23 protein-coding genes are annotated in these 21,653 nt (G+C 70.7%); 12 read left to right on the forward strand and 11 right to left on the reverse strand.

Annotated features, from left to right (window positions below):
• Positions 1-124 precede the first annotated feature (124 nt).
• Positions 125-409, reverse strand: a complete 285-nt coding sequence (locus tag ACWIGU_RS31615) for a hypothetical protein (protein WP_454405097.1) — start codon at positions 407-409, stop codon at positions 125-127.
• A 109-nt stretch (positions 410-518) separates the two neighbouring features.
• Here ACWIGU_RS31615 and ACWIGU_RS31620 point away from each other — a divergent pair, with 109 nt between their 5' ends.
• The 6 genes from ACWIGU_RS31620 (at position 519) to ACWIGU_RS31645 (ending at position 9,144) form a co-directional block, all read left to right on the forward strand.
• The gene (locus ACWIGU_RS31620) at positions 519-863 is read left to right on the forward strand and encodes a hypothetical protein (RefSeq protein ID WP_356289534.1); all 345 of its coding nucleotides are present in this window, start codon (positions 519-521) and stop codon (positions 861-863) included.
• Between the two features lie 293 nt (positions 864-1,156).
• On the forward strand, positions 1,157-2,425 hold the full coding sequence (locus ACWIGU_RS31625) for a L,D-transpeptidase (protein ID WP_454405098.1): 1,269 nt from the start codon (positions 1,157-1,159) through the stop codon (positions 2,423-2,425).
• A 136-nt stretch (positions 2,426-2,561) separates the two neighbouring features.
• Positions 2,562-4,007: an ABC transporter permease gene (locus tag ACWIGU_RS31630; protein ID WP_454405099.1), complete on the forward strand. Its 1,446-nt coding sequence runs from the start codon at positions 2,562-2,564 to the stop codon at positions 4,005-4,007.
• A 50-nt stretch (positions 4,008-4,057) separates the two neighbouring features.
• Entirely contained in the window at positions 4,058-4,744 is a 687-nt protein-coding gene (locus ACWIGU_RS31635; RefSeq protein WP_454405100.1) for an ABC transporter ATP-binding protein, read from the forward strand.
• 136 nt (positions 4,745-4,880) lie between these two features.
• Positions 4,881-8,207: a S8 family peptidase gene (locus ACWIGU_RS31640; protein ID WP_454405101.1), complete on the forward strand. Its 3,327-nt coding sequence runs from the start codon at positions 4,881-4,883 to the stop codon at positions 8,205-8,207.
• Between the two features lie 166 nt (positions 8,208-8,373).
• On the forward strand, positions 8,374-9,144 hold the full coding sequence (locus tag ACWIGU_RS31645; RefSeq protein WP_454405102.1) for a globin domain-containing protein: 771 nt from the start codon (positions 8,374-8,376) through the stop codon (positions 9,142-9,144).
• 33 nt (positions 9,145-9,177) lie between these two features.
• Here ACWIGU_RS31645 and ACWIGU_RS31650 read toward each other — a convergent pair whose 3' ends face one another.
• Positions 9,178-10,110, reverse strand: a complete 933-nt coding sequence (locus tag ACWIGU_RS31650) for a helix-turn-helix domain-containing protein (protein ID WP_454405103.1) — start codon at positions 10,108-10,110, stop codon at positions 9,178-9,180.
• Between the two features lie 148 nt (positions 10,111-10,258).
• Between ACWIGU_RS31650 and ACWIGU_RS31655 the strand changes: the two genes are divergently transcribed.
• The 3 genes from ACWIGU_RS31655 to ACWIGU_RS31665 all read left to right on the forward strand — a co-directional run bounded on the left by ACWIGU_RS31655 (position 10,259) and on the right by ACWIGU_RS31665 (position 12,272).
• Positions 10,259-11,299 carry an NAD(P)-dependent alcohol dehydrogenase gene (locus ACWIGU_RS31655; protein WP_356289591.1) on the forward strand — a complete coding sequence of 347 codons (1,041 nt, stop codon included), beginning with the start codon at positions 10,259-10,261 and terminating at the stop codon, positions 11,297-11,299.
• A gap of 126 nt (positions 11,300-11,425) precedes the next feature.
• Positions 11,426-11,779 (forward strand): DUF1330 domain-containing protein, encoded by a 354-nt coding sequence (locus ACWIGU_RS31660; RefSeq protein WP_454405104.1) that lies wholly within the window; start codon positions 11,426-11,428, stop codon positions 11,777-11,779.
• A gap of 85 nt (positions 11,780-11,864) precedes the next feature.
• Entirely contained in the window at positions 11,865-12,272 is a 408-nt protein-coding gene (locus ACWIGU_RS31665) for a helix-turn-helix domain-containing protein (protein ID WP_454405105.1), read from the forward strand.
• Between the two features lie 98 nt (positions 12,273-12,370).
• Here the strand turns inward: ACWIGU_RS31665 and ACWIGU_RS31670 are convergent, their stop codons facing one another.
• From ACWIGU_RS31670 to ACWIGU_RS31690, 5 genes are all read right to left on the reverse strand, one after another.
• Complete coding sequence (locus ACWIGU_RS31670) at positions 12,371-12,835, reverse strand: hypothetical protein (RefSeq protein ID WP_454405106.1); 465 nt, start codon at positions 12,833-12,835, stop codon at positions 12,371-12,373.
• Between the two features lie 49 nt (positions 12,836-12,884).
• Entirely contained in the window at positions 12,885-14,174 is a 1,290-nt protein-coding gene (locus ACWIGU_RS31675) for a WXG100 family type VII secretion target (protein ID WP_454405107.1), read from the reverse strand.
• The gene (locus ACWIGU_RS31680) at positions 14,174-14,473 is read right to left on the reverse strand and encodes a DUF6317 family protein (protein ID WP_454405108.1); all 300 of its coding nucleotides are present in this window, start codon (positions 14,471-14,473) and stop codon (positions 14,174-14,176) included. The genes ACWIGU_RS31675 and ACWIGU_RS31680 overlap by 1 nt, the downstream gene beginning before the upstream one ends.
• On the reverse strand, positions 14,473-14,979 hold the full coding sequence (locus ACWIGU_RS31685; RefSeq protein ID WP_454405109.1) for an SAV_915 family protein: 507 nt from the start codon (positions 14,977-14,979) through the stop codon (positions 14,473-14,475). The genes ACWIGU_RS31680 and ACWIGU_RS31685 overlap by 1 nt, the downstream gene beginning before the upstream one ends.
• Before the next feature lie 196 nt (positions 14,980-15,175).
• On the reverse strand, positions 15,176-15,592 hold the full coding sequence (locus ACWIGU_RS31690; protein WP_454405110.1) for a hypothetical protein: 417 nt from the start codon (positions 15,590-15,592) through the stop codon (positions 15,176-15,178).
• 223 nt (positions 15,593-15,815) lie between these two features.
• On the opposite strand from ACWIGU_RS31690, the gene msrA reads away from it, so the two are divergent.
• On the forward strand, positions 15,816-16,328 hold the full coding sequence (msrA, locus tag ACWIGU_RS31695; RefSeq protein ID WP_454405111.1) for a peptide-methionine (S)-S-oxide reductase MsrA: 513 nt from the start codon (positions 15,816-15,818) through the stop codon (positions 16,326-16,328).
• Positions 16,329-16,401: 73 nt separating this feature from the next.
• Here the strand turns inward: msrA and ACWIGU_RS31700 are convergent, their stop codons facing one another.
• Positions 16,402-17,511 carry a hypothetical protein gene (locus ACWIGU_RS31700; protein WP_454405112.1) on the reverse strand — a complete coding sequence of 370 codons (1,110 nt, stop codon included), beginning with the start codon at positions 17,509-17,511 and terminating at the stop codon, positions 16,402-16,404.
• A 91-nt stretch (positions 17,512-17,602) separates the two neighbouring features.
• Between ACWIGU_RS31700 and ACWIGU_RS31705 the strand changes: the two genes are divergently transcribed.
• Positions 17,603-18,775: a cystathionine gamma-synthase gene (locus tag ACWIGU_RS31705; RefSeq protein WP_454405113.1), complete on the forward strand. Its 1,173-nt coding sequence runs from the start codon at positions 17,603-17,605 to the stop codon at positions 18,773-18,775.
• A 33-nt stretch (positions 18,776-18,808) separates the two neighbouring features.
• On the opposite strand, the gene ACWIGU_RS31710 is transcribed toward ACWIGU_RS31705, so the two are convergent.
• From ACWIGU_RS31710 to ACWIGU_RS31720, 3 genes are all read right to left on the reverse strand, one after another.
• A complete protein-coding gene (locus ACWIGU_RS31710; RefSeq protein ID WP_454405114.1) occupies positions 18,809-19,060 on the reverse strand; it encodes a hypothetical protein in 252 nt (83 codons plus the stop codon).
• On the reverse strand, positions 19,057-19,548 hold the full coding sequence (locus ACWIGU_RS31715) for a sigma factor-like helix-turn-helix DNA-binding protein (protein ID WP_454405115.1): 492 nt from the start codon (positions 19,546-19,548) through the stop codon (positions 19,057-19,059). The genes ACWIGU_RS31710 and ACWIGU_RS31715 overlap by 4 nt, the downstream gene beginning before the upstream one ends.
• Positions 19,549-19,654: 106 nt before the next feature.
• Entirely contained in the window at positions 19,655-20,155 is a 501-nt protein-coding gene (locus ACWIGU_RS31720; protein WP_356289593.1) for a MarR family winged helix-turn-helix transcriptional regulator, read from the reverse strand.
• A 166-nt stretch (positions 20,156-20,321) separates the two neighbouring features.
• Here ACWIGU_RS31720 and ilvA point away from each other — a divergent pair, with 166 nt between their 5' ends.
• Complete coding sequence (gene ilvA / locus ACWIGU_RS31725; protein ID WP_454405116.1) at positions 20,322-21,551, forward strand: threonine ammonia-lyase; 1,230 nt, start codon at positions 20,322-20,324, stop codon at positions 21,549-21,551.
• The last annotated feature ends 102 nt before the right edge of the window (positions 21,552-21,653 follow it).

A 21,653-nucleotide genomic window follows, 5' to 3' on the forward strand; every position in this document is an offset into this window, starting at 1 on the left:
GGGCCGCCCCCCGCGGGGGGGGGGGCGCACACCGGGGGGCGGGGGGGGCCCCCGCCCGGGGGCCGCGGGCTGGGGGCCCCCGCGCGGGCCCCCCCCCGGGGGGGGCGCCCCGGCTCTTTTGTGCTCAGAAGGCCGCGGCGCGGCTCTTCCTGGCCGAGTACGTCAGGAAGCCGGCGCCGATCCCGAGGAACGTCGAGCCGCCGATCACGTACGGCGTCGTATCGACCGTCCCCGTGTCGGCCAGGCGCAGTTGGCCCTCGGCCTGTGTGTGTACCGCTGTCGCGGCCTGCTGCTGATCTGCCTCCGCTGTCTTCTCGGGCGTCGCGGTGGCGGACGGAACGAACCACAGAGCAGCCAGGAGTGTCCCGGCGGCAGTGGCGGTGAGCAGCGATCGTCGTGCGGCGGACACGGAATCGATCCCCCTTGTGGAGCTGGCGAATTGGCCGTGTGAGGCGATGTTAGTGAAAGGTGCGGGTCACAGGAAAGTCACGAGTGGGGTGAGGCTTACGCTCCGTCGTATGAGCACCCCTGAGACATCACGATTTGTTCGGCTCCGCGTGGAATTGGTCCTGGAGATCGAGGACACCGCCGCCCTCACGGGGGCGGCGTTGCAGCGCATCGCCGAGGACGATGACATGCCGGGCGACGAGCGCGCCCATGCCGAGGCCGCCGTCAACGACGACGAGGCGGAGGCACTCGCCTATCTCGTCGACCCGTTCGACCTGGTCAGCGAGGTGCCCGGGACGGACCTCGTACAGGCCTCCTGGTCCAGCGAGCAGGTCGACTACGACCCCGATTCGCCCGACTGGGACCTCGACGTGGATGATGACGACTCCGGCGACGCCCTCGACGCGGACGACTAGGGCTTTCGGAAGGTCCTGGGGCGGGATGCGGGGCCGGGTCGGACCGTGTGGACCCGGGAGCCCCGGGTGGCAGCCGCCGGCCGGGGCTCCCCCGTCCCGCAGAGGGCATCGGGAGGGTTCTGTTACCACGGGTGAATGCCTGGTCACGGCAGTTCGGGCGTGGCATCCCCCACATCGGGGACGGAATTTGAACGGGACGAACCGGTCATGGCGTTACATGGGCTATTGGGGAATCCCGCTTGGCGGGGATCGGGGCCCGCAGGGCCTTCGGGGTTGTTGGGAAATCGGCGACGATGGAGATGCGTGTGATGACGGACAGTAAGCGGCGCAAGGGTCTGATGGCCGCGTCCGCTCTGGTCGGAGGAGTGCTGGTGCTCTCCGCCTGCAGCGGAAGCGGCAGCGACGCCCGTGGTGCCGATGGCGGCGGCACGAAGTCCCAGGCCGCCGTGGACGAGGCCGCCGCCCAGAAGACGTCGGAGGCGCTGATCAAGATCGCGCCGAAGGACGGCTCCGACAACGCCAGCATCAACAACGCCGCAGCTGTCACCGTGAGCAAGGGTTCGCTCACGAACGTGAAGATGACGACGGCCGAGGGCGCGGCGGTCCCGGGGCAGATATCCGCTGACAAGAAGAGCTGGAAGCCCGCGGGCCAGCTCCAGCGCGCCACTGTCTACAAGATCGCCGCCGAGGCCAAGGACTCCAGCGGCCGCGCGGCCCACGAGAACGCCTCGTTCACGACGGTCTCGCAGGCCAACAGCTTCATCGGCAACTTCACGCCCGAGGACGGCTCCACCGTCGGCGTCGGCATGCCGGTCTCGATCAACTTCGACAAGGCGATCACGAACAAGGCCGATGTCCAGAAGGGCATCACCGTCTCCTCGAGCAGCGGTCAGGAGGTCGTCGGCCACTGGTTCGGCAACCAGCGCCTCGACCTCCGCCCCCAGGACTACTGGACCGGCGGCTCCACGGTCACGCTGAAGCTGAACCTCGACGGCGTCCAGGGTGCGAACGGCGTCTACGGCGTGCAGCAGAAGACGGTCACCTTCAAGATCGGCCGCAACCAGGTCTCGACCGTCGACGCGGCGACCAAGACCATGACGGTCACGCGGGACGGCAAGGTCGTCAAGACGATCCCGATCTCGGCCGGTTCGCCGGAGAACAAGACGTACCAGGGCCAGATGGTGATCTCCGAGAAGTTCAAGGAGACCCGCATGGACGGCTCGACGGTCGGCTTCAAGGACGACGACGGCAAGGGCGAGTACGACATCAAGGACGTGCCGCACGCGATGCGTCTGTCGAACTCCGGCACCTTCATCCACGGCAACTACTGGGGCGCCAAGTCGATCTTCGGTGGTGCCAACACGAGCCACGGCTGCGTCGGCCTGTCCGACGCCAAGGGTGCCGATGACCCGAACACGCCGGGTGCCTGGTTCTACGACAACTCCATGGTCGGTGACGTCGTCGTCGTGAAGAACACGGGCGACAAGACCATCCAGCCCGACAACGGCCTCAACGGCTGGAACCTGGACTGGGCGCAGTGGACGGCCGGTTCGGCCGTCTGACGGTCCCGAGTCCGACAGTCCTCGCAGAAGGCCCGCACCCCGGACGGGGTGCGGGCCTTCGGGCTTTCCGCGAGTTCTCATCGGTCTCTTATCCCGGGCTTATCCGAACATCACGGTGTGTCCCTAGCTTCACGGCATGTTCTTCACCTACCTGAGGCGCGAACTGCGCCGCCGCAGAAAGGCGGCCCTCGTCGTCGCCTCCGGGCTCGCGCTCGGCATCGCGCTGGTCATCGTGGTCAACTCCGTGTCCTCCGGCATGAACCAGGCCCAGGACAAGGTCCTCCAGTCCCTGTACGGCCTCGGCACCGACATGACCGTCACCAAGGCCGCCCAGGCGCCCAAGAGCGGTGAGACCGGGCGGCCGCGCTTCGAGTTCGGCGCCAAGGACGACGGCGAGGAGCAGAGCAGCGACCGCGTCATGGTGCAGGGCTTCCAGACCCTGGCCTCCTCGACCGTCGACAAGGTCGCCCGGCAGAAGGGCGTCGCGGACTCCGTGGGCGGCCTCAGCCTCCAGGTCCTGAAGGTCAACGGCGAGTTCAAACGCGGCCAGTTCAAGCAGGACCAGGGCAGCGGGGCCGTCAAGGGCGGGCCCGGCGGCACCGGTGGTCCGCAGGGCCGCGTCGAGGGCGGCGGTGCCTCCTTCGACGTCAACTCCTACAGCGTGTACGGCACCGACGTCGCCCAGCAGAACCTCGGTCCGCTCACCTCCTCCAAGATCACGAAGGGGCGTACGTTCAAGACGTCCGAGACCGACGCCAAGGTGGCCGTCGTCGACTCGGCGTACGCCAAGGAGAAGAAGCTCGCCGTCGGTGACACCGTCAAGATCAAGGGCGACAAGTACGAGGTCATCGGCATCGCGACGGCGGACAGCGGGGACGCGGCCGCCAACCTGTACGTGCCGCTGAAGCAGGCGCAGAGCCTCGCCGACGCCAAGAACAAGATCACCACGGTCTATGTGAAGGCGACCGACTCGCAGCAGATCGCCGCCGTCAAGAGCACCATCCAGAAGAACATCTCCGGCACGACGGTGACCACGTCCGCCGATCTCGCCGACACCGTCTCCGGCTCCCTGTCCACCGCGTCCGACCTCGCGTCGAACGTCGGCAAGTGGCTGTCCATCGCGGTGCTCGTGGCCGCTTTCCTGGTCGCCGGGCTGCTCACCTCGTCGGCGGTCTCCCGCCGCGTACGGGAGTTCGGCACGCTCAAGGCGCTCGGCTGGAGGTCCGGACGCGTCACCCGGCAGGTCGTCGGCGAGGCCGTCGTCAACGGGCTCGTCGGCGGCGCCCTCGGCATAGCCGTCGGCCTCGCGGGCGCCTACGCCGTCACCGCCATCAGCCCCACCCTAACGGCCCAGCTCGGCGCCGGTGGCGGGGGTGGTGGCAGTGGCGTGGTGATGGGCGGCCCCGGCATGCGGCAGGCGGCCGACAAGACCCTCGACATCGCCCTCAGCGCTCCCGTCAGCGCCACCACCATCACGCTCGCCGTCGGCCTCGCCGTCGCCGGAGGTCTGATCGCCGGCGCGTTCGGCGGCTGGCGCGCCTCCCGCCTTCGCCCGGCCGACGCCCTGCGCCGCGTCGAGTAGCCGCGCCGCGCGGCCTCCCGAACACCTCTACGTACCGCAGGAGTTGCACCATGTATCAGCTGAGAGGCGTCACCAAGCAGTACCGGCGCGGCAAGGACACCGTCGACGCGCTCGCCGGGGTGGACCTGACCATCGGCGACGGCGACCGGCTCGTCATCCAGGGCCCCACCGGCGGCGGCAAGTCCACCCTCCTCCAGATGCTCGGCGGGCTCGACCGGCCGACCGCGGGCAGCATCGAGCTCGACGGCGTCGACCTGGCGAAGCTCCCGGAGGCGCGGCTCACCAAGTTCCGCGCCGAGTCCATCGGGTTCGTCTTCCAGAGCTTCAACCTGATCCCGACGCTCAACGCCCAGGAGAACGTCGAGACGGCCCTCGTGCCGCTCGGCCTCAAGGCCGCCGACCGCCGCGAACGCGCCGCGCAGGCCCTGAACTCGGTCGGCCTCGGCGAACGGCTCGGCCATCTGCCCGGGGAGATGTCCGGCGGCCAGCAGCAGCGCGTGGCCATCGCCCGGGCCCTCGTCAAGAACCCCAAGGTCCTGCTCGCCGACGAGCCCACCGGCAATCTCGACGAGTCCATGCGCGACGAGATCATGGACGTGCTCGAGACCATGTGCAAGGAGCACGGGCTGACCTTCATCATGGTCACCCACGACTCGTCGATCGCCCGCAGGGCGCCGCGGCTCGCCACCATCCGCAAGGGCCGGATCACCATCACCGAAAACTCAAAAGCTGTCTGATTTCAATCACTTCAGTGCACAACCTGTGACCCCCCTGCATCATCTCTCTGCAGGGGGGCCACTCGGGCCTCCCGCCGGTGAACTACCGTCACCAGGGGGAAAGTTGCACAGACAGGCACGAATAACCTCAAAGAGAATGAGCGCCACGACTGTGGCCGCCGCGGCGGCCGTCGTCCTCACCGCGGGTCTGACCGCCCCGGCCGTGGCCGCCGCCCCTGCGGCACACCCCGGCGAGGCCGCGAAGGCCGCGCCTCAGCAGCACATCACGCTCATCACCGGCGACCGCGTCACCGTCGACGCGAAGGGGAAGCCGGTCGGCTATCAGCACGCCAAGGGCCGCGAGCACATCCCCGCGCAGACGCGCACCGTCGGCGGCCACACCCTGGTAGTGCCGGCCGACGCGCAGCGGCTGGTCGCGAGCGGCAAGCTCGACCAGCGGCTCTTCGACGTCACCGAGCTCTCCGAGTCGGCCAACCGCAAGGCGCAGAAGCACGGCCTCAAGGTGATCGTCGGCTACAAGGGCACCGCGACCGCCGCCCGGGCCGACGTGCGCGACGCCGGTGACACCACGGTCCGCAGGACCCTCAAGTCGCTGAACGCGGACGCCGTCACCACGCCCAAGCAGGATGCCACCCGCCTCTGGGACGCCGTCACGACCTCCCGGGGCTCCGCCGCCTCCGGCGTCAGCCGCATCTGGCTCGACGGCGTGCGCAAGGCCAGCCTCGACAAGTCGGTCCCGCAGATCGGCGCCCCCAAGGCGTGGGCGGCCGGCTACGACGGCAAGGGCGTCAAGATCGCCGTCCTGGACACGGGCGTCGACGCGACCCACCCCGACCTCAAGGGCCAGGTCGTCGCCGAGAAGAACTTCTCCACCTCCGCCGACGCCGTGGACCGTTTCGGCCACGGCACGCACGTCGCGTCCATCGCCGCCGGTACGGGCGCCAAGTCCGGAGGCAAGTACAAGGGCGTCGCCCCCGGAGCGAAGCTGCTCAACGGCAAGGTCCTCAGCGACGACGGCTACGGCGACGACTCCGGCATCCTCGCCGGCATGGAGTGGGCGGCCGACCAGGGCGCCGACGTCGTCAACCTCAGCCTCGGCGGCGGCGACACCCCGGAGATCGACCCGCTCGAGGCCGAGGTCAACAAGCTGTCCGCCGAGAAGGGCATCCTCTTCGCGATCGCCGCGGGCAACGAGGGCGAGTTCGGCGATTCGACCGTCGGCTCCCCGGGCAGCGCGGACGCCGCCCTGACCGTCGGCGCGGTCGACGGCAACGACAAGCTGGCCGACTTCTCCAGCCGCGGCCCGCGCATCGGGGACGGCGCCGTCAAGCCGGACGTCACCGCCCCCGGCGTCGACATCACGGCCGCCGCCGCCCCGGGCAGCGTCATCGACAAGGAGGTCGGCGAGAACCCCGCGGGCTACCTCACGATCTCCGGTACGTCGATGGCGACCCCGCACGTCGCGGGCGCCGCCGCGATCCTCAAGCAGGAGCACCCGGACTGGAAGTCCGCCGAGCTCAAGGGCGTCCTCACCGGCTCCACCAAGGGCGGCACGTACACGCCCTTCGAGCAGGGTTCGGGCCGCATCCAGGTCGACAAGGCCATCGGGCAGACCGTGTTCGCCGAGCCCGTCTCGGTGAGCTTCGGCGTCGCACAGTGGCCGCACACCGACGACACCGCGATCACCAAGAAGGTGACGTACCGGAACACCGGTGACAAGGACGTCACCCTCGACCTGACGGCCACCGGCACCAACCCGAAGGGCCAGGCCGCCCCGGCCGGCTTCTTCACGCTCGGTGCGGCGAAGCTGACCGTCCCCGCGGGCGGCACCGCCTCCGTGGACCTGACCGCGAACACGAAGCTCGGCGGCACGGTCGACGGCGCGTACTCCGCGTACGTCGTGGCGACGGGCGGCGGCCAGTCCGTGCGCACCGCGGCCGCCGTGCAGCGCGAGGTCGAGTCGTACGACGTGACGCTCAAGCACATCGGGCGCGACGGCAAGGACGCCCAGGGCTACGAGACGTCCCTGGCCGCCCTGACGGGCACCTCGGCGGGCGCGACCTTCGACGCGTACGACCCGTCCTCGGGGACCGTCAAGGTCCGTGTTCCCAAGGGCAGTTACATCCTGAACGAGTACCTGGTGGCCGACCCCGAGGACTTCTCCAAGGGCGCCGACTGGCTGGTGCAGCCGAAGCTGGACGTCACCAAGAACACGACGGTCACGCTCGACGCCCGCACCACCAGGCCCGTGTCCGTCACCGTTCCCGACGCCGCCGCCAAGGGCGTCCTGGCCGCGCCCGAGTTCACGGTCGACACCGCCGACTCCTCGTCCAGCTACGGCTGGCTCCTGGACTCGTACACCAACTTCCGCACGGCCGGCATCGGCCCGGAGCCGACCGGTATCGGGCTCCAGCAGCAGTGGACCGGCGTGTGGACGAAGGGCGCCGACACCGAGTACGACACCGTCTCCGGCGGCGCCGTGAAGAAGCTCGCCACCGGCTACACCAAGCACTACACGGCGAGCGACCTGGCCACGGTGAAGGTCGGCCTCGGCGGGGCGGCCAAGGACAAGACCGGCTCCATCGGCGCGCTCGGCATGCTGCCCGTCAGCGACGGCGGCTGGTCCATCGCCGTCGACCAGAAGCTCCCCGGCACCCGCACCCTGCACCTGTCCACCGGCGACAAGGTGAAGTGGGGCCTGGAGTTCTCGCAGAACGGCCCCGAGGACAGCGACGGCTTCCCGACCGAGGAGGCCTCCTACACGCTCGGCACGCCCCAGTCGTTCCAGGGCGGCAAGGCGTACGAGAAGACGTTCAACACCGGCGTCTTCGGCCCCCGTATCGGCGGTGACTACGGCGTCTTCCGCGACGGCAACGAGATCTACGGCAACCTGCCGATGTACGCCGACGGCAAGACCCACGCCGGCTACTCGCAGTACCTCTCGGTGAAGACCACGCTCTACAAGGGCAGCACCAAGGTCGGAGAGAACGACGACCCGCTGGTGGGCGAGAAGCCCTTCAAGGTCACCTCCGGCGACGCCGAGTACAAGCTGTCGACGTCCATCAGGCGCAGCGTCAAGATCGCCGCGGCCTCCACCCGTGTCGACGCCAGCTGGACGTTCCGCTCGAAGAAGCCGGCCTCGTCGAACGAGGCGGTCAGGCTGCCGCTGTCCACGGCCCGCTTCAACGCGGCCGTCGGCCTCGACAGCACCGTCCCCGCCGACAGGACCCAGTCGGTCCCCGTCACCGTCCAGGGCGCGGCCGCGGGCAGCAACCTCAAGTCGCTGTCCGTGTACGTCTCCTACGACTACGGCCAGACGTGGAAGAAGCTGGACGTCAAGAACGGCAAGGTCACCGTGAAGAACCCGGCCAAGGGCAAGGCCGTCTCCTTCCACGCCAAGATCGCCGACAAGAAGGGCAACAAGGCGACGATCTCGGTCTACAACGCCTATTACGGCAAGTAACCCTTGTCCTGACCCGGGAGGGCGGGAGGGCGGCGACGTCCTCCCGCCCTCCCGCCGTGTGAAGACGTGTGGGACAAGCGGAAGGAGGCCCGTCTCTTCGCCGAACTTCGCGCGGACCGCCCGGTCACGGTCGACGGCTGAGCCGGTCCGTGTTTGTCTGTCGGCCATGACGAATCAGACCGTCGAGTACATCCGCTACCGGATCCCCGAGGACCGGTCCGCCGAGTTCCTCGCGGCCTACACGCGCGCCGCCGTCGGACTCGCCGCCGCGCCCCAATGCGTCGACTACGAACTGGCGCGCTGCGAGGAGGACTTCGAGCACTTCATCCTGCGCATCACCTGGACCTCGACCGAGGACCACCTCGAGGGCTTCCGCACATCCGAGCTCTTCCAGGACTTCCTCGCCGAGATCAGGCCGTACGTCGGGAACATCGACGAGATGCGCCACTACAAGCCCACCTCGGTGCGCGGCACCGGCGCGTCCGTGCCGAGCCTGTACGACTGGGCCGGCGGCGCCGACGCCTTCGCACGGCTCACCGACGTCTTCTACGCCAAGGTCCTCAAGGACGACCTCCTCGGCCCCCTCTTCGCGGACCTCCCGCCCGAGCACGCCGGGCACGTCGCCCTGTGGATCGGCGAGGTCTTCGGCGGGCCCGCCACCTACTCCGAACAGCAGGGCGGCCACAGCCACATGGTCGCCAAGCACGTCGGCAAGCACATCACGGAGCCGCAGCGCCGCCGCTGGGTCAATCTGATGCAGGACGCGGCGGACGAGGCGGACCTGCCGTCCGACGCCGAGTTCCGCTCCGCGTTCAGCGCCTACATCGAGTGGGGCACCCGGCTCGCCGTGTACTTCTCGGGCCCCGACGCGGCCCGGCCCGCCGAGCAGCCCGTACCGCTGTGGAACTGGGGGGCGGCGCCGCCCTATCAGCCGTAGGACCTTGCGAGACGGGTGCGGGTGGGCCTTACGTCAGCGGTCGGGGTGGATCCCGAGGTTCTCGCCGAGGCCCGCCCGGACCGCGTCCGTGCCCCAGCTCGCGAGCAGGCGCAACGCCTCCGCCGACGGGGAGCCCGGCTCGGCGTGGTAGACCACGAGATACTGCTCCTCGTCGTCGGGCAGGCTCATGCTCTCGTAACTCAGGCTCAGCTCACCCACCAGCGGATGCCGCAGCCGCTTCACGCCGTGGCTCTTCTCCTTGACGTCGTGCGTCGCCCACAGCCGCCTGAACTCCTCGCTCTTGACGGAGAGTTCACCCACCAGCGCCGACAGCTCCGGGTCGTCCGGGTGGCAGCCCGCGTACAGCCGCAGATAGCTGACCATGTCGGACGCCTTCGCATCCCACTCCACGAACAGGTCGCGGTAGGCCGGGGCGAGGAACACCATCCGCGCCCAGTTCCGCTCCCGCGGCGGCAGCTCGCTCCAGTCGCCGAAGACCGCCGCGGCCATCCGGTTCCAGGCGAGCACCTCGGAGCGGCGGCCGGACACGTACGCGGGCACGCCCTCCAGGCTGTCGAGCAGATGCCGCAGCGCCCCGCGCACCTGCTGCTGCTCCCGCGAGGCCCGCTTCTTCTTGTGCTGCTTCGGCTTCGCGAGATGCGTCAGATGCGCGTGCTCCGCGTCCGTGAGGCGCAGGGCGCGCGCGATCGCGTCGAGCACCTCCGCGGACACGTTCCGCCCGTTCCCCTGCTCCAGGCGCGTGTAGTACGCCACCGACACGCCGGCCAGCTGCGCCAGCTCCTCGCGGCGCAGGCCCGGCACGCGCCGGTGCCGCCCGAAGTCCGGCAGCCCCACGTCCTGCGGCTTCAGCCGGGCCCGCCGGGTGCGCAGGAACTCGCTCAGCTCGGCACGCCGGTCCATCGGCTCGCCGGCGGCCGGAGTGGCGCGGGTCCCGTCATCGTCCATGCCTCAAGTATCGCCGGGCGGCCACAGTCGTACGAAGGTGATCCTGACCCCGCCAGTAGTAGGACCACTGGGCGTACGCAAAGCGGGGCAAGGCCCTGAGCTCGGAGGATGCCTCCGGCTGGGGCAGGCTTGACGCATGACCTCAGACATCACCACCGTCAGCGCCTACGCCGCACCCTCCGCAAAGGCCCCGCTGGAGCGCACCACCATTCCGCGCCGCCCGGTGGGCGAGTTCGACGTCCTGATCGACATCAAGTTCGCCGGTATCTGCCACTCCGACATCCACCAGGCCCGCGACGGCTGGGGCGAGGGCATCTTCCCGATGGTCCCCGGCCACGAGATCGCCGGCATCGTCACCGAGGTGGGACCCGGCGTCACCAAGTTCGCCGTCGGCGACCGCGCCGGCGTCGGCTGCATGGTCGACTCCTGCCGCGAGTGCGACAACTGCAAGGCGGGCCTCGAGCAGTACTGCGCCAAGGGCAACGTCGGCACCTACAACGCCCTCGACAAGAACGGCGAGCCCACCTACGGCGGCTACTCCACCCACATCGTCGTCGACGAGAACTACACCGTCGGCATCCCCGAGGGCCTCGCCCTCGACGAGGCCGCGCCGCTGCTGTGCGCGGGCATCACCACGTACTCCCCGCTCAAGCACTGGAACGCGGGCCCCGGCAAGAAGGTCGCCGTCCTCGGCATGGGCGGCCTCGGCCACATGGGCGTCAAGATCGCGCACGCGCTCGGCGCCGAGGTGACCGTCCTGTCGCAGTCCCTGCGCAAGCAGGAGGACGGCCTCAAGCTGGGCGCCGACCACTACTACGCGACCAGCGACCCGAAGACCTTCGAGGAGCTGGCCGGCACCTTCGACATCATCCTGTCGACGGTCTCGGCCCCGCTCGACTTCGGCGCGTTCCTCTCGCTCCTGAAGACCGACGGCGCCCTGGTGAACGTGGGCGCCCCCGAGGAGCCCATCTCCCTCAACCTGTTCTCCGTGATCGCGGGCCGCAAGTCTCTCTCCGGCTCCGGCATCGGCGGCATCCAGGAGACCCAGGAGATGCTCGACTTCTGCGCCGAGCACGGCCTGGGCGCCGAGATCGAGCTGATCGAGGCGAGCCAGATCAACGAGGCGTACGAGCGCGTGCTCGCGAGCGACGTGCGGTACCGGTTCGTGATCGACACGGCGACGATCTGATCCCCTGGACCCTGTCCGGGGCTTTGTCCGGGGCACTGCCCAGGGCATTACCTGAGGCGTAATCGACGGTCCGGCCGTCCCCCGGCAGGATCGAGTCATCGAACCGATCCTGCCGGGGAGGACCCCATGACCGCCTACGCCATCGCCGCCCTGCGCAACACCACCGTGCCGAACGAAGAGGTCTTCGACTACATGGAGCGCATCCAGTCGACCCTCGACCCGTTCGGCGGCCGCTTCCTCGTGCACGGCGCCCAGCCGGAGGACATCGAGGGGTCGTGGCCGGGGGGCGTCGTCGTCATCTCGTTCCCTGACAAGGCCGCGGCCCACGGCTGGTACGACTCCGACGCCTACCAGGAGCTCATCCCGCTGCGGACACGGAACCTGGACGGCGAGGTGATCTTCGTGGAGGGGGTTCCGGAGGGCTACGACCCGTCGACCACGGCGGCGCGGATGCGGGCGGAGGCGGGGCGGGGCGCGTGACGTGGACGCAAGACGTGGGGGCATCGTTTTCTGCCGCGGGCAGAACGATGTGCCGCACGCCGTGCGCCGCTCCTACGCTGAGCCCGTGAGCAGCCACGCGTCGAACCAGGCCCGCGTCATCCCTCTGCGCCCGGACCTGCGCCCGGGCCCGCGCCCCGCCCCGGCTGAGCCCGCCGGGGCGCCGCCCAAGGAGCCGCTCTGGCGCGACGTCGTGGGTGATGTCCTGCGCCGCGAGCGCCTCGCCCAGGAACGCACGCTGAAGGACGTCGCCGACGCGGCCCGGATCTCCCTCCCGTACCTCTCCGAGATCGAGCGCGGCCTCAAGGAGGCGTCGTCCGAGGTACTGGCGGCCGCGGCCCGCGCCCTGGGTCTCGGCCTCGCCGACGTCCTGGCCCTCGGCCGGTGCGAACTGCTCCGCCTCGCGACTCCGCCCGCCCGCCACACCGCCCGCCGGGCCGCCCCGCGCCAGGGCGAGGTACGCCTCGCGGCCTGAGGACGCCGCATCGGACACGCGCGTACGAGGATCCCGTTGTCAGTGGTCGCGCCGGAACGCCCGCCGGTACGCCCGCCGATGAGGCGAGCCCGCCCCGCCTAGCCCTGCATCGCCCGCCGCGCGCCGACCTCGGTCGGATACTCGCGCACGGTGAGCGCGGCGACGCTCCACCCCACGCAGAACGCGGCGAACGCCGGCATGACAGGAGCCGCGATCACCACGAGGCCACGGCCGAGGACGGCCAGACCGGTGGAGCGCCGGACGGAAGCACGCCGCGCGGCACGCGCCCGCCCGGGCCTGGGCGGGTCGAGCAGGTCCCTGCGGTGCGCCCGCCGCTGCACGATCCAGCCCCACACGGCGCCCACACAGCCCGCGACGACCTGCGCCACGTCCCACACGGTGCGCACGCCCGACGGCAGCGCCCCACGAAACCCCGAGTAGAGGCTCAGCGAGACGAAACAGAAGAACGCCAGCACGACCAGCCACAGCACACCGGTCCCGGTACGCCGCATCCAGTACCGCGCCCCGCGCTCGTACCAACTGGTCCCGAGTCCGGGCAGCACCGGAATCCGTCCACCGCCCGGCGCGGGCGCGGCCCCCGCGGCGGGAACCTCAGAAGATGCTCTTGATGCCACCCCAGACATCCTTCCCGAGTCGCTTGAAGTCGTCCCCGGTCTGGGAGAGGACATGGCCGCTGCCGTGCAGCACGCCGCCCACCACGCCGTCCTTGTGGATGTCCTCGCTCCAGTGCTCGTGGAAGGCGTGGTCGACGACACCGGTCGCGCCGATCACGACCGCGCCGCCGACCCCGGCCACCACGGCTACGGGGACGTCGAAGGGTGCGGCGGCCACCAGGCCCGCGGTGATGGCCGTACCGGCCACGAGGCCGCCGACGTTGGCACCGCCGTCCACGGCTATCGAGTGCTGCCAGGACCAGCCCTTGTCGTGGTCGTCCGACGCCTCCAGCAGACCACACGTGCCCGCGGCGGCGACATCCAGGACCGGGATCTCCTTGAGGAAGTCCGGGAGCTTCTCCACTCCCTCGCCGACGCGCAGCGCGTCCGCGGCATCGGCCAGTTTCACGTTCAGAGCGCGGTCGTAGGGCAGCGCGGTGCTCCCGTGATCGGCGCGGGCGATGTCCTGCTCCAGCGACTCGACGTCCGCGACGGCGTCGCGATAGGCGCCCTTGGCGGGGAGGTCGTCGGGCAGCCGGCGGCCCTGCTGCTGGAACGTCCTCCGTTCCTTGCGGAGTGCTTTCTTGGCGGCGTTCTCCTCGGACTTGGCGTCGTCGATCCTCGCCCGTGCCTCCTTGCCGCCGGCCCGCGCGTCCTCTGCGTCGTAGGCGTACAGGCCGCGCAGATAGTCGGCGAGGGTGACCTTGTCGCCGGGGGAGACCTTCGCGGTGGCCTGGGCGTACAGGCCGCGCAGCCGGTCGGCGGCGACGAGGCGCGCGTGCTGGGCGGTGTGCAGGACCTCCTTGCGCACGGTGTCGTACTCCGTGGCCGCGGAGATCGTCTTCTGGTCGTCGGCGCTGGGCGGATCGGCGGTGACGAACGCCTGCGGAACGCCCTTGTCGCCCATGGGAACGCCCTTGCGCGTGGCGATGTGCTCGGCGTTCTTCAGTGCGGTGTCACAGGCGGAGAGCGCGTCGACGAGCGTGCCGAGGATGTCCCCGGCGTCGTGCACGAGGCCCGCGAAGGCGCCCGCGGTCAGGGCGTCCTCGCTCCAGGCGGCACGGAAGCTCTCCGCCGCCTCGCCCTTCCAGCCCGCGTCGTCCACCAGCGAGTCCACGGCGCCGCCGAGCGGATGGACGACGCCTTCGAGCGCCTTCTTGGCGTTGCGGTACGTCTCGGCCATCGTGCGCAGCGCGCCGATGTCACCGCCGACCCAACTGTCGGCCATCAGCCCTCGCCCGCCATCAGGTCCTCGAACAGGCCGTGTACGTCGATGTCGTGCCGCCGCAGCGAGTCGCGGGCGGCGGTGACCTTGTCGCCGTGGTCGTCGAGCCGGTCGGCGAAGCCGGTGTGCAGGGCGACGATGAGGTCGGCGACCTCCTTGACGGCGTGATCGAGCCCGGCGTCGCCCCCGCCGGCCAGGGGCGGGGCGACCTGGGGGTGCAGCTCCCGGTAGTGGCCGGCCTCGCGGTGGAAGGTGCCGGCCATGGAGGTGAGGTCGCTCATGACCACCTTGAGATCGGCCATCAGGACACCTCCCGGGCGTAGGCGACCAGGTCGGCCGGCTGCCAGTTGTGGTGCCCCGGCGCCACCTCGGGGTCGAGGCGGACACGCGCGCCGTGCTCACGCATGCCCTCGGCCAGCGGGCCGATCGAGGCGGCGATCCACGGCTGGGCCGGGCCGAGCGCGGACACCAGCTTCTCCAGCGTGGTGAACGCGAGGGCCACACTTTTGTCCGAGGGGTGCGCGAACAGCTCGTAGGCGATGAAAGGAACGCGGGCGGGGCGGCCCTCCGCGTCCGTGATGTCGGCATAGCGGGGATGCGCCGGTACGTACACGGCCGTGTGGTAGGCGGGAACACCGGGCTTCGGGCCCGACCCGTCATCGTGCGCGAGCGCCCCCGCGTCGACGCCGCCCACGTAGTCGAGGAGCCGTGAACGCCTGTACGCCGGACCGGTGTCGGCCCCTGCGGGAGGTTTCGCTTCGGCGTGCTCGGCATAGTCGAGAAGCCGCGAACGTATCGGCACCTCCACCGCTGGTCTCCCCTTCGCCGCGGACGCTTTCGTTCCGTCACACTAGCCAGCAAAGGAAAGGGCGAATCCCGCTATGTCGCCTGCCGTCAGGGCCACATGCCGAACGCATACGGCGCCTTGGCCACGACCTGGCCACCCGTTGACCACCCGATGACCGGGACGGCGACGGAGGAGGGGGTTCGGGCGGCGGGTGCCGTCATGTGACGACTACGCCAGGGACCAGAGCCGCCAGACCTGAAATGAAGCTGCCCACACCGGCCAGCGTGACGATCGCCGCCTTGCCGTCCGAGAACAGGCCGGAGCAGAACGCGCGCACCTGTCGCCGCAAGATCAGCATCTTGAGTTTCTGCCACCGGTGCTGGTGAATGTGGCAGCCCAGCAGCAGTCCCGAGGCGTTGTTGCGGCAGCCGTCCACCCGTCCTCGCACCGGTGCGCCGCACGTCACGGGGGCTTGGAAGAAGCACCACAGGAGCACGGCCGCGGAGAGCGTGATGACCACCGCCGGACCAGCGGAGGAGTTGATCCATGCCGCGATCAGAAGAGCGCCGGCCAGGACGCCCCACCACCGGTCCAGTCCGCCGAAACGCCCGCCCTTTGCCCCCGAAGCCGCCATGAGGGACATCGTGGCAAGCGAGCGGTGCTGTCGTGCAGCGCAGGAGATCCTTGACCGAAAGTGATCACCTATCGGCTGAAGGATGACGCCTGCTTGCCGGGTGCGCCCCTGGTCGGCGCCTCGGGCACGGAATCGCTGGGAACCCTCACGTGTTGAGGACAGTGGCCGTGGGATGGGTGTGCGAGCCGAGTGACCGAGCTGACAGATATTTGGAGGGACCACGATGGCTGGGCAGACGCAGAGGGCCGTGCTGGCGGGCGGATGCTTCTGGGGGATGCAGGACCTGATCCGCCGGCTCCCGGGCGTGACGGCGACCCGGGTCGGATACACCGGGGGTGACGTGCCGAACGCGACGTACCGCCACCACGGAACGCACGCGGAGGGCATTGAGATCCTTTTCGACCCTGCGAAGACCGATTTCCGCGCGATCCTGGAGTTCTTCTTCCAGATCCACGACCCGAGCACGCAGAACCGCCAGGGCAACGACATCGGCGTCAGCTACCGCTCGGCGATCTACTACGTGGACGACGAGCAGAAGCGGATCGCCGAGGACACGATCGCGGACGTGGACGCCTCCGGACTGTGGCCCGGCAAGGTCGTCACCGAGGTAGAGCCGGTCGGCCCCTTCTGGGAGGCCGAGCCCGAGCACCAGGACTACCTGGAGCGTTACCCGGACGGCTACACCTGCCACTTCCCGCGCCCGGGATGGCGGCTGCCGGCCCGCGCGGAGGGCTGACCGCCGACGTCGTCGCCCTGACGGAAGCCCCGCGCCGGGCGAGCGGCCCGGAATTCCGGGCCGCTCGGGGCGGTCAGTGGCGCAGCGTCGCCGGGCTCCCGCCGTTCGCCTCGTAGCCCGCGACCGCGAGCGCCCGGTACACCGCGTAGTCCGCCGCCGGGTCCGAGCCCGCCGTCCAGGGGAGCGCGCCGACGTGACCGTCGACGTGGAGCAGCTGCTCCATCGCCTCGGCCCAGCGCTCGCAGCGGACCAGGAAGAACACCAGGAGGTGGCGGACGTGGGCGAGCATCGGGTCGTCCGGGCGGGCGGCCTGGACGGCGAAGAGCGCGCCGTGGACCGACTTGGTGACGACCTCGCTCTGGTAGAAGCTGCGCACCAGATTGACGTCGGGCAGGTGCTCGTAGAGCGCGAAGAGGGGGAGCGCGGCGAGGAGCGAGCCGCGCGGGGCGCGCGCGGCGGCGGCCTCGGCGAAGGAGAAGGCGAGCTCGCGCGAGCCGTGCCACTTCTCGCACCAGTACCGCAGGCCCGCCAGGTGGGCACCCATGTGGCCGGGCGCCGTGTCGAGGATCTTGAGCCAGAGCTGCTCGAAGTCGTGCTGGGAGTACCCGAGGCCGCGGGCCACGGCGAGATGTGTGATGTGGGGGACCGGGTCGCCGGGGGCCAGGAGCGCCGCGTCCTCGCAGGCCGACCTGGCCTCCTCCAGGATGATCCGCCGCTCGTCGGCCTGCGCTTCACCGCCCGCGTTCCGCCAGGCCTGCTGGACGAGGAACTCCGCGAAAACCTGTGCCCCGCCCGGGTCCTTGGGCTCCTGGGCACGCCACGCGTGGAGCCACCCGGCACCGAGCCGCGGCGTCTGCGCGAGCTCCAGGGCGGCGGCGCCGGCGATCGCCTGCACACGCTCCCAGCGCTGCTCGCTCTCCTTGCCCGTGCCGGCGAGGAGCTGCTTGGCGGCGGTGAAGTCCTGGTTGCGCTGGACCACCGACATCACGTTCAACAGGTCCTGGTCGGGGCCCGGGAGCCGCACGTCCAGGTCCTCCTGGCGCATGAAGCCGTACTCCGCGGGGTCCGCCGCGTCCGGCGAACCGGGCGCGACCTGGCGTATCCCGCCGCGCCTGCGCAGCAGGTACGGGCCCAGCACCGCCCCCAACATGACCACTGCCATCAGGACCCAGAGAATTCCCATGCGTCCAAGCGAACCAGAAGGGTCGGACAATTGGCGAATGAGGCCCGGCAGGGCCGCCGCGCGGCCCGTGCGCGCACTACGCTCTGGCCGCATGAGTGACACGCACAACAGCCAGAACGCCCACGACGGTCACGGGTTCGAGACCGTGGCCATTCACGCGGGCAACACGGCCGACCCCCTGACGGGCGCCGTTGTCCCCCCGATCTACCAGGTCTCCACGTACAAGCAGGACGGCGTGGGCGGGCTGCGCGGCGGCTACGAGTACAGCCGCAGCGCCAACCCGACCAGGACCGCCCTGGAGGAGAACCTCGCCGCCCTCGAAGGCGGCCGCCGCGGCCTCGCGTTCGCCTCCGGGCTCGCCGCCGAGGACTGCCTTCTCCGTACGCTGCTCAGCCCCGGCGATCACGTGGTCATCCCGAACGACGCGTACGGCGGCACGTTCCGTCTGTTCGCGAAGGTCGTCTCGCGGTGGGGCGTGGAGTGGTCGGTCGCCGACACCAGCGACCCGGCCTCCGTGCGTGCGGCGCTCACGCCGAAGACCAAGGTCATCTGGGTCGAGACGCCGTCCAACCCGCTGCTCGGGATCACCGACATCGCCGCCGTCGCGCACGTCGCGCGGGAGGCGGGGGCGCGGCTCGTCGTCGACAACACCTTCGCGAGCCCGTACCTCCAGCAGCCGCTGGCGCTCGGCGCGGACGTCGTGGTGCACTCCCTGACGAAGTACATGGGCGGTCACTCGGACGTCGTCGGCGGTGCGCTGATCGTCGCCGACCCGGCGCTCGGCGAGGAACTGGCGTATCACCAGAACGCGATGGGCGCCGTCGCCGGGCCGATGGACGCGTGGCTGGTGCTGCGCGGCATCAAGACGCTGCCCGTGCGCATGGACCGGCACAGTGAGAACGCGACGAAGGTCGCCGACATGCTGTCCCGGCACGCGCGCGTGACGCGTGTTCTGTACCCGGGCCTTCCGGAGCACCCCGGTCACGAGGTCGCCGCCAAGCAGATGAAGGCGTTCGGCGGCATGGTGTCGTTCCAGGTCGAGGGCGGCGAGGAGGCCGCGGTCGCGGTCTGCGACCGGGCGAAGCTGTTCACTCTCGGCGAGTCCCTGGGCGGTGTGGAGTCCCTGATCGAGCACCCGGGACGCATGACGCACGCCTCGGTCGCGGGCTCGGCGCTCGAGGTGCCCGGCGATCTCGTACGTCTCTCCGTGGGCATCGAGTCGGCCGACGACCTGCTTGCCGACCTCCAGCAGGCGCTCGGCTGACACCGAGGACGGCCGCCGCGAGGAGGCGCGCCGTCACCAGCCCGTGAGGGGTGGAGTCGTCCCGGACGGCGGCTCCACCCAGGGCCTGGCCAGCAGGGCCCATACGAAGAACGCGGTCATCCCCAGGCACAGCGCGAGCCACATCAGGCGGCGCAGCACTCTCCTGCGGCGCAGGATCCGTCCGCCCCTGCGCACCGCCTCGGTGTGGATCCCGGGCGGCAGCGCTCCCTGAGCGGCCTCCAGGACCGCGCGGACCTCGCGTTCCCTGTGGGCGTGTGGGTTCATGACGGCACCTCCTCCAGGGACGGCTCGTCCTCAAGGGCCGGGGCGGGCCCGCGCGGCGGGTGGAGGACGAGCGCCATGGCGCGCGCGTGGATCACGTGGACGCGCTCCGTGGGGAGCCCGAGCAGCGCGGCCACCTGCTCCTCGCCGACCCCCTCGTAGAGGCGCAGCACCAGGATCAGCCGGGCCTGCGGGCCGAGGTGGCGCAGTACGCCGCCGTACCCGCGGTGCCGGTGCCAGGCCGCGCGGGCGAAGCGCAGGGCGAGCTCCTTGCGGGCGCGGTCGTAGGGGTCCTCGCCGCGCAGCCGGTCCCAGGAGGCGTACGTCTGCGCGAGCGCCGCCACGAGCAGCTTCCGCGCGCGCGGGTTGTCGTCGGACGGCTCCGTGGTGAGCAGGGTCGCGGCATGGAGCAGCCGCCCTGCCGCGCCCGCGACGAACGCCTCGAACTCCCGGGCCCGGCGGGCGTCCTGGAACGCGCGCCGTTCTCGCACCGCACCTCCAGCCGGGCCGCTCGGCGGCCGGTCGCTGGGACGGGACGGGCCCCGGCCGCGTGCGACAGGGGCCCGGTCTCATATGAGGGCAGGTGCGGGCCCGGGGTCAAGAGCCGGGAGCGGCTTCCCCGGAGGCGCCGGCCTGGCCCGCCTGCCGCGCGGACAGCGCGGTGTTGAAGCGTGTGAGGAGCGCGCAGAACTGTTCGCGCTCCTGCGGGGTCCACTCCTGCGTCAACTCGGCCATCAGGGACTGCCTGGACGTGCGTACCTCGTCGAGCCGGGCGAGGCCGCGCGGCGACAGCTGGAGGACGACCGCGCGTCCGTCCTCCGGGTGGGACGTCCGCTTGACGAGGCCCGTGTCGACGAGCGGCGCGACCTGGCGCGTCACCGTCGACGAGTCGATGCCCATGCTCGCGGCGAGCGCCTTGACGCCCATCGGGCCTTCCTTGTCCAGGCGGTTGAGCAGCAGATACGCGGCTCGGTCCATCGAGTTGCGTACCTGCCCGACCCCGCCGAGCCGGGTCTGTTCGGCACGGCGGGCGAAGACCGCCACCTCGTGCTGGAGCGTTTCGAGGAGGCCGGTGTCGCCGGCGGTCGTCATGTCCATCGTTTCCGGTGGTGTGGGCATGGCCGGGGGCTCACTTCATGCGGGGGTGGTGGGTTGGGGGACAGGGTACGCGGCCGGAAGGCGGGTCGTACCGACGCTGCGCAAACCAGTCTCGGACCGTGGTCACAGCGGGAGCCGTACGGCGTGAGCTGCGAGACTTGCCGTCATGAGCTACAGCACGGCTGACTCCTTGCCGACGGTGACCCTGGACGATGTGCGCGGCGCGCAGAAGATGCTCTCGGGGGTCGCGCGGATGACGGCGATGGAGGGCAGCCGGTACCTCTCGGGGCTGGTCGGGGCGCCGGTGCACCTCAAATGCGAGAACCTCCAGCGGACCGGCTCCTTCAAGCTGCGCGGCGCGTACGTCAGGATCGCGGGCCTGCTTCCCGAGGAGCGCGCCGCGGGCGTGGTCGCCGCGAGTGCCGGAAACCATGCGCAGGGTGTAGCGCACGCGTCTTCTCTCCTCGGCGTACGCTCCACGGTCTTCATGCCGGTCGGCGCGCCCCTGCCGAAGGTCGCGGCGACCCGTGACTACGGCGCGGAGGTGCGGCTGCACGGGCAGGTCGTCGACGAGACGCTGGCGGCGGCGCAGGAGTACGCGCGCGAGACGGGCGCCGTGTTCATCCACCCCTTCGACCACCCGGACATCATCGCCGGACAGGGCACGGTCGGCCTCGAGATCCTGGAGCAGTGCCCCGAGGTGCGCACGATCGTCGTGGGCATCGGCGGCGGCGGGCTCGCCGCGGGCGTCGCGGTGGCGGTCAAGGCGGTGCGCCCCGATGTGAAGGTGATCGGCGTGCAGGCGGCGGGCGCGGCGGCGTACCCGCCCTCGCTGGAGGCCGGGCGGCCGGTGTCGATCCCGTATCCGGCGACGATGGCCGACGGCATCAGGGTGGGGCGGCCCGGTGACGTGCCGTTCCGGCTGGTCGAGGAGCTGGTCGACGAGGTCCGTACGGTCTCCGAGGACGAGCTGTCGAGCGCGCTGCTGCTCTGCCTGGAGCGGGCCAAGCTGGTCGTCGAACCGGCCGGGGCGAGCCCGGTCGCGGCGCTCCTGAGCGACCCGCGCTCCTTCGAGGGCCCGGTCGTGGCGCTGCTGTCCGGCGGCAACGTCGACCCGCTCCTGATGCAGCGGATCCTGCGCCACGGCATGGCCGCCGCCGGCCGTTATCTGTCGCTGCGGCTGCGGTTGACGGACCGTCCCGGCGCCCTGGCCACGCTTCTCGGCGTGCTGTCGGTGGTCGACGCCAACGTCCTTGACGTGAGCCATGTACGGACCGATCCCCGGCTCGGGCTCACGGAGGCCGAGGTCGAGCTGCACCTGGAGACGAAGGGGCCGGTGCACTGCGCCGAGGTGGGCGCGGCACTGCGGGACGCGGGTTACCTCGTCATCGACTGACCGGCGGAGCCGCCGGGAGATTACGGAAACCAGTTGATGAGACGCGATGTATCGCGATACCGTGTGGTGCACATCACCCATCCGTCGGGCATGCCCGGACGG

This window comes from Streptomyces sp. NPDC055400, from assembly GCF_053644375.1.

What these genes read in the sequence shown, in the direction of transcription:
- ACWIGU_RS31710 (WP_454405114.1), bottom strand. Translation starts at nt 19,060, where the DNA reads ATGAACCCACACGCCCACAGGGAACGCGAGGTCCGCGCGGTCCTGGAG.
- ACWIGU_RS31650 (WP_454405103.1), bottom strand. Translation starts at nt 10,110, where the DNA reads ATGGACGATGACGGGACCCGCGCCACTCCGGCCGCCGGCGAGCCGATG.
- ACWIGU_RS31630 (WP_454405099.1), top strand. Translation starts at nt 2,562, where the DNA reads ATGTTCTTCACCTACCTGAGGCGCGAACTGCGCCGCCGCAGAAAGGCG.
- ACWIGU_RS31675 (WP_454405107.1), bottom strand. Translation starts at nt 14,174, where the DNA reads ATGGCCGACAGTTGGGTCGGCGGTGACATCGGCGCGCTGCGCACGATG.
- ACWIGU_RS31720 (WP_356289593.1), bottom strand. Translation starts at nt 20,155, where the DNA reads ATGGACATGACGACCGCCGGCGACACCGGCCTCCTCGAAACGCTCCAG.
- ACWIGU_RS31690 (WP_454405110.1), bottom strand. Translation starts at nt 15,592, where the DNA reads ATGGCGGCTTCGGGGGCAAAGGGCGGGCGTTTCGGCGGACTGGACCGG.
- ilvA (WP_454405116.1), top strand. Translation starts at nt 20,322, where the DNA reads ATGAGCTACAGCACGGCTGACTCCTTGCCGACGGTGACCCTGGACGAT.
- ACWIGU_RS31625 (WP_454405098.1), top strand. Translation starts at nt 1,157, where the DNA reads ATGGAGATGCGTGTGATGACGGACAGTAAGCGGCGCAAGGGTCTGATG.
- ACWIGU_RS31700 (WP_454405112.1), bottom strand. Translation starts at nt 17,511, where the DNA reads ATGGGAATTCTCTGGGTCCTGATGGCAGTGGTCATGTTGGGGGCGGTG.
- ACWIGU_RS31640 (WP_454405101.1), top strand. Translation starts at nt 4,881, where the DNA reads ATGAGCGCCACGACTGTGGCCGCCGCGGCGGCCGTCGTCCTCACCGCG.
- ACWIGU_RS31705 (WP_454405113.1), top strand. Translation starts at nt 17,603, where the DNA reads ATGAGTGACACGCACAACAGCCAGAACGCCCACGACGGTCACGGGTTC.
- ACWIGU_RS31645 (WP_454405102.1), top strand. Translation starts at nt 8,374, where the DNA reads ATGACGAATCAGACCGTCGAGTACATCCGCTACCGGATCCCCGAGGAC.
- ACWIGU_RS31635 (WP_454405100.1), top strand. Translation starts at nt 4,058, where the DNA reads ATGTATCAGCTGAGAGGCGTCACCAAGCAGTACCGGCGCGGCAAGGAC.
- msrA (WP_454405111.1), top strand. Translation starts at nt 15,816, where the DNA reads ATGGCTGGGCAGACGCAGAGGGCCGTGCTGGCGGGCGGATGCTTCTGG.
- ACWIGU_RS31680 (WP_454405108.1), bottom strand. Translation starts at nt 14,473, where the DNA reads ATGGCCGATCTCAAGGTGGTCATGAGCGACCTCACCTCCATGGCCGGC.
- ACWIGU_RS31620 (WP_356289534.1), top strand. Translation starts at nt 519, where the DNA reads ATGAGCACCCCTGAGACATCACGATTTGTTCGGCTCCGCGTGGAATTG.
- ACWIGU_RS31660 (WP_454405104.1), top strand. Translation starts at nt 11,426, where the DNA reads ATGACCGCCTACGCCATCGCCGCCCTGCGCAACACCACCGTGCCGAAC.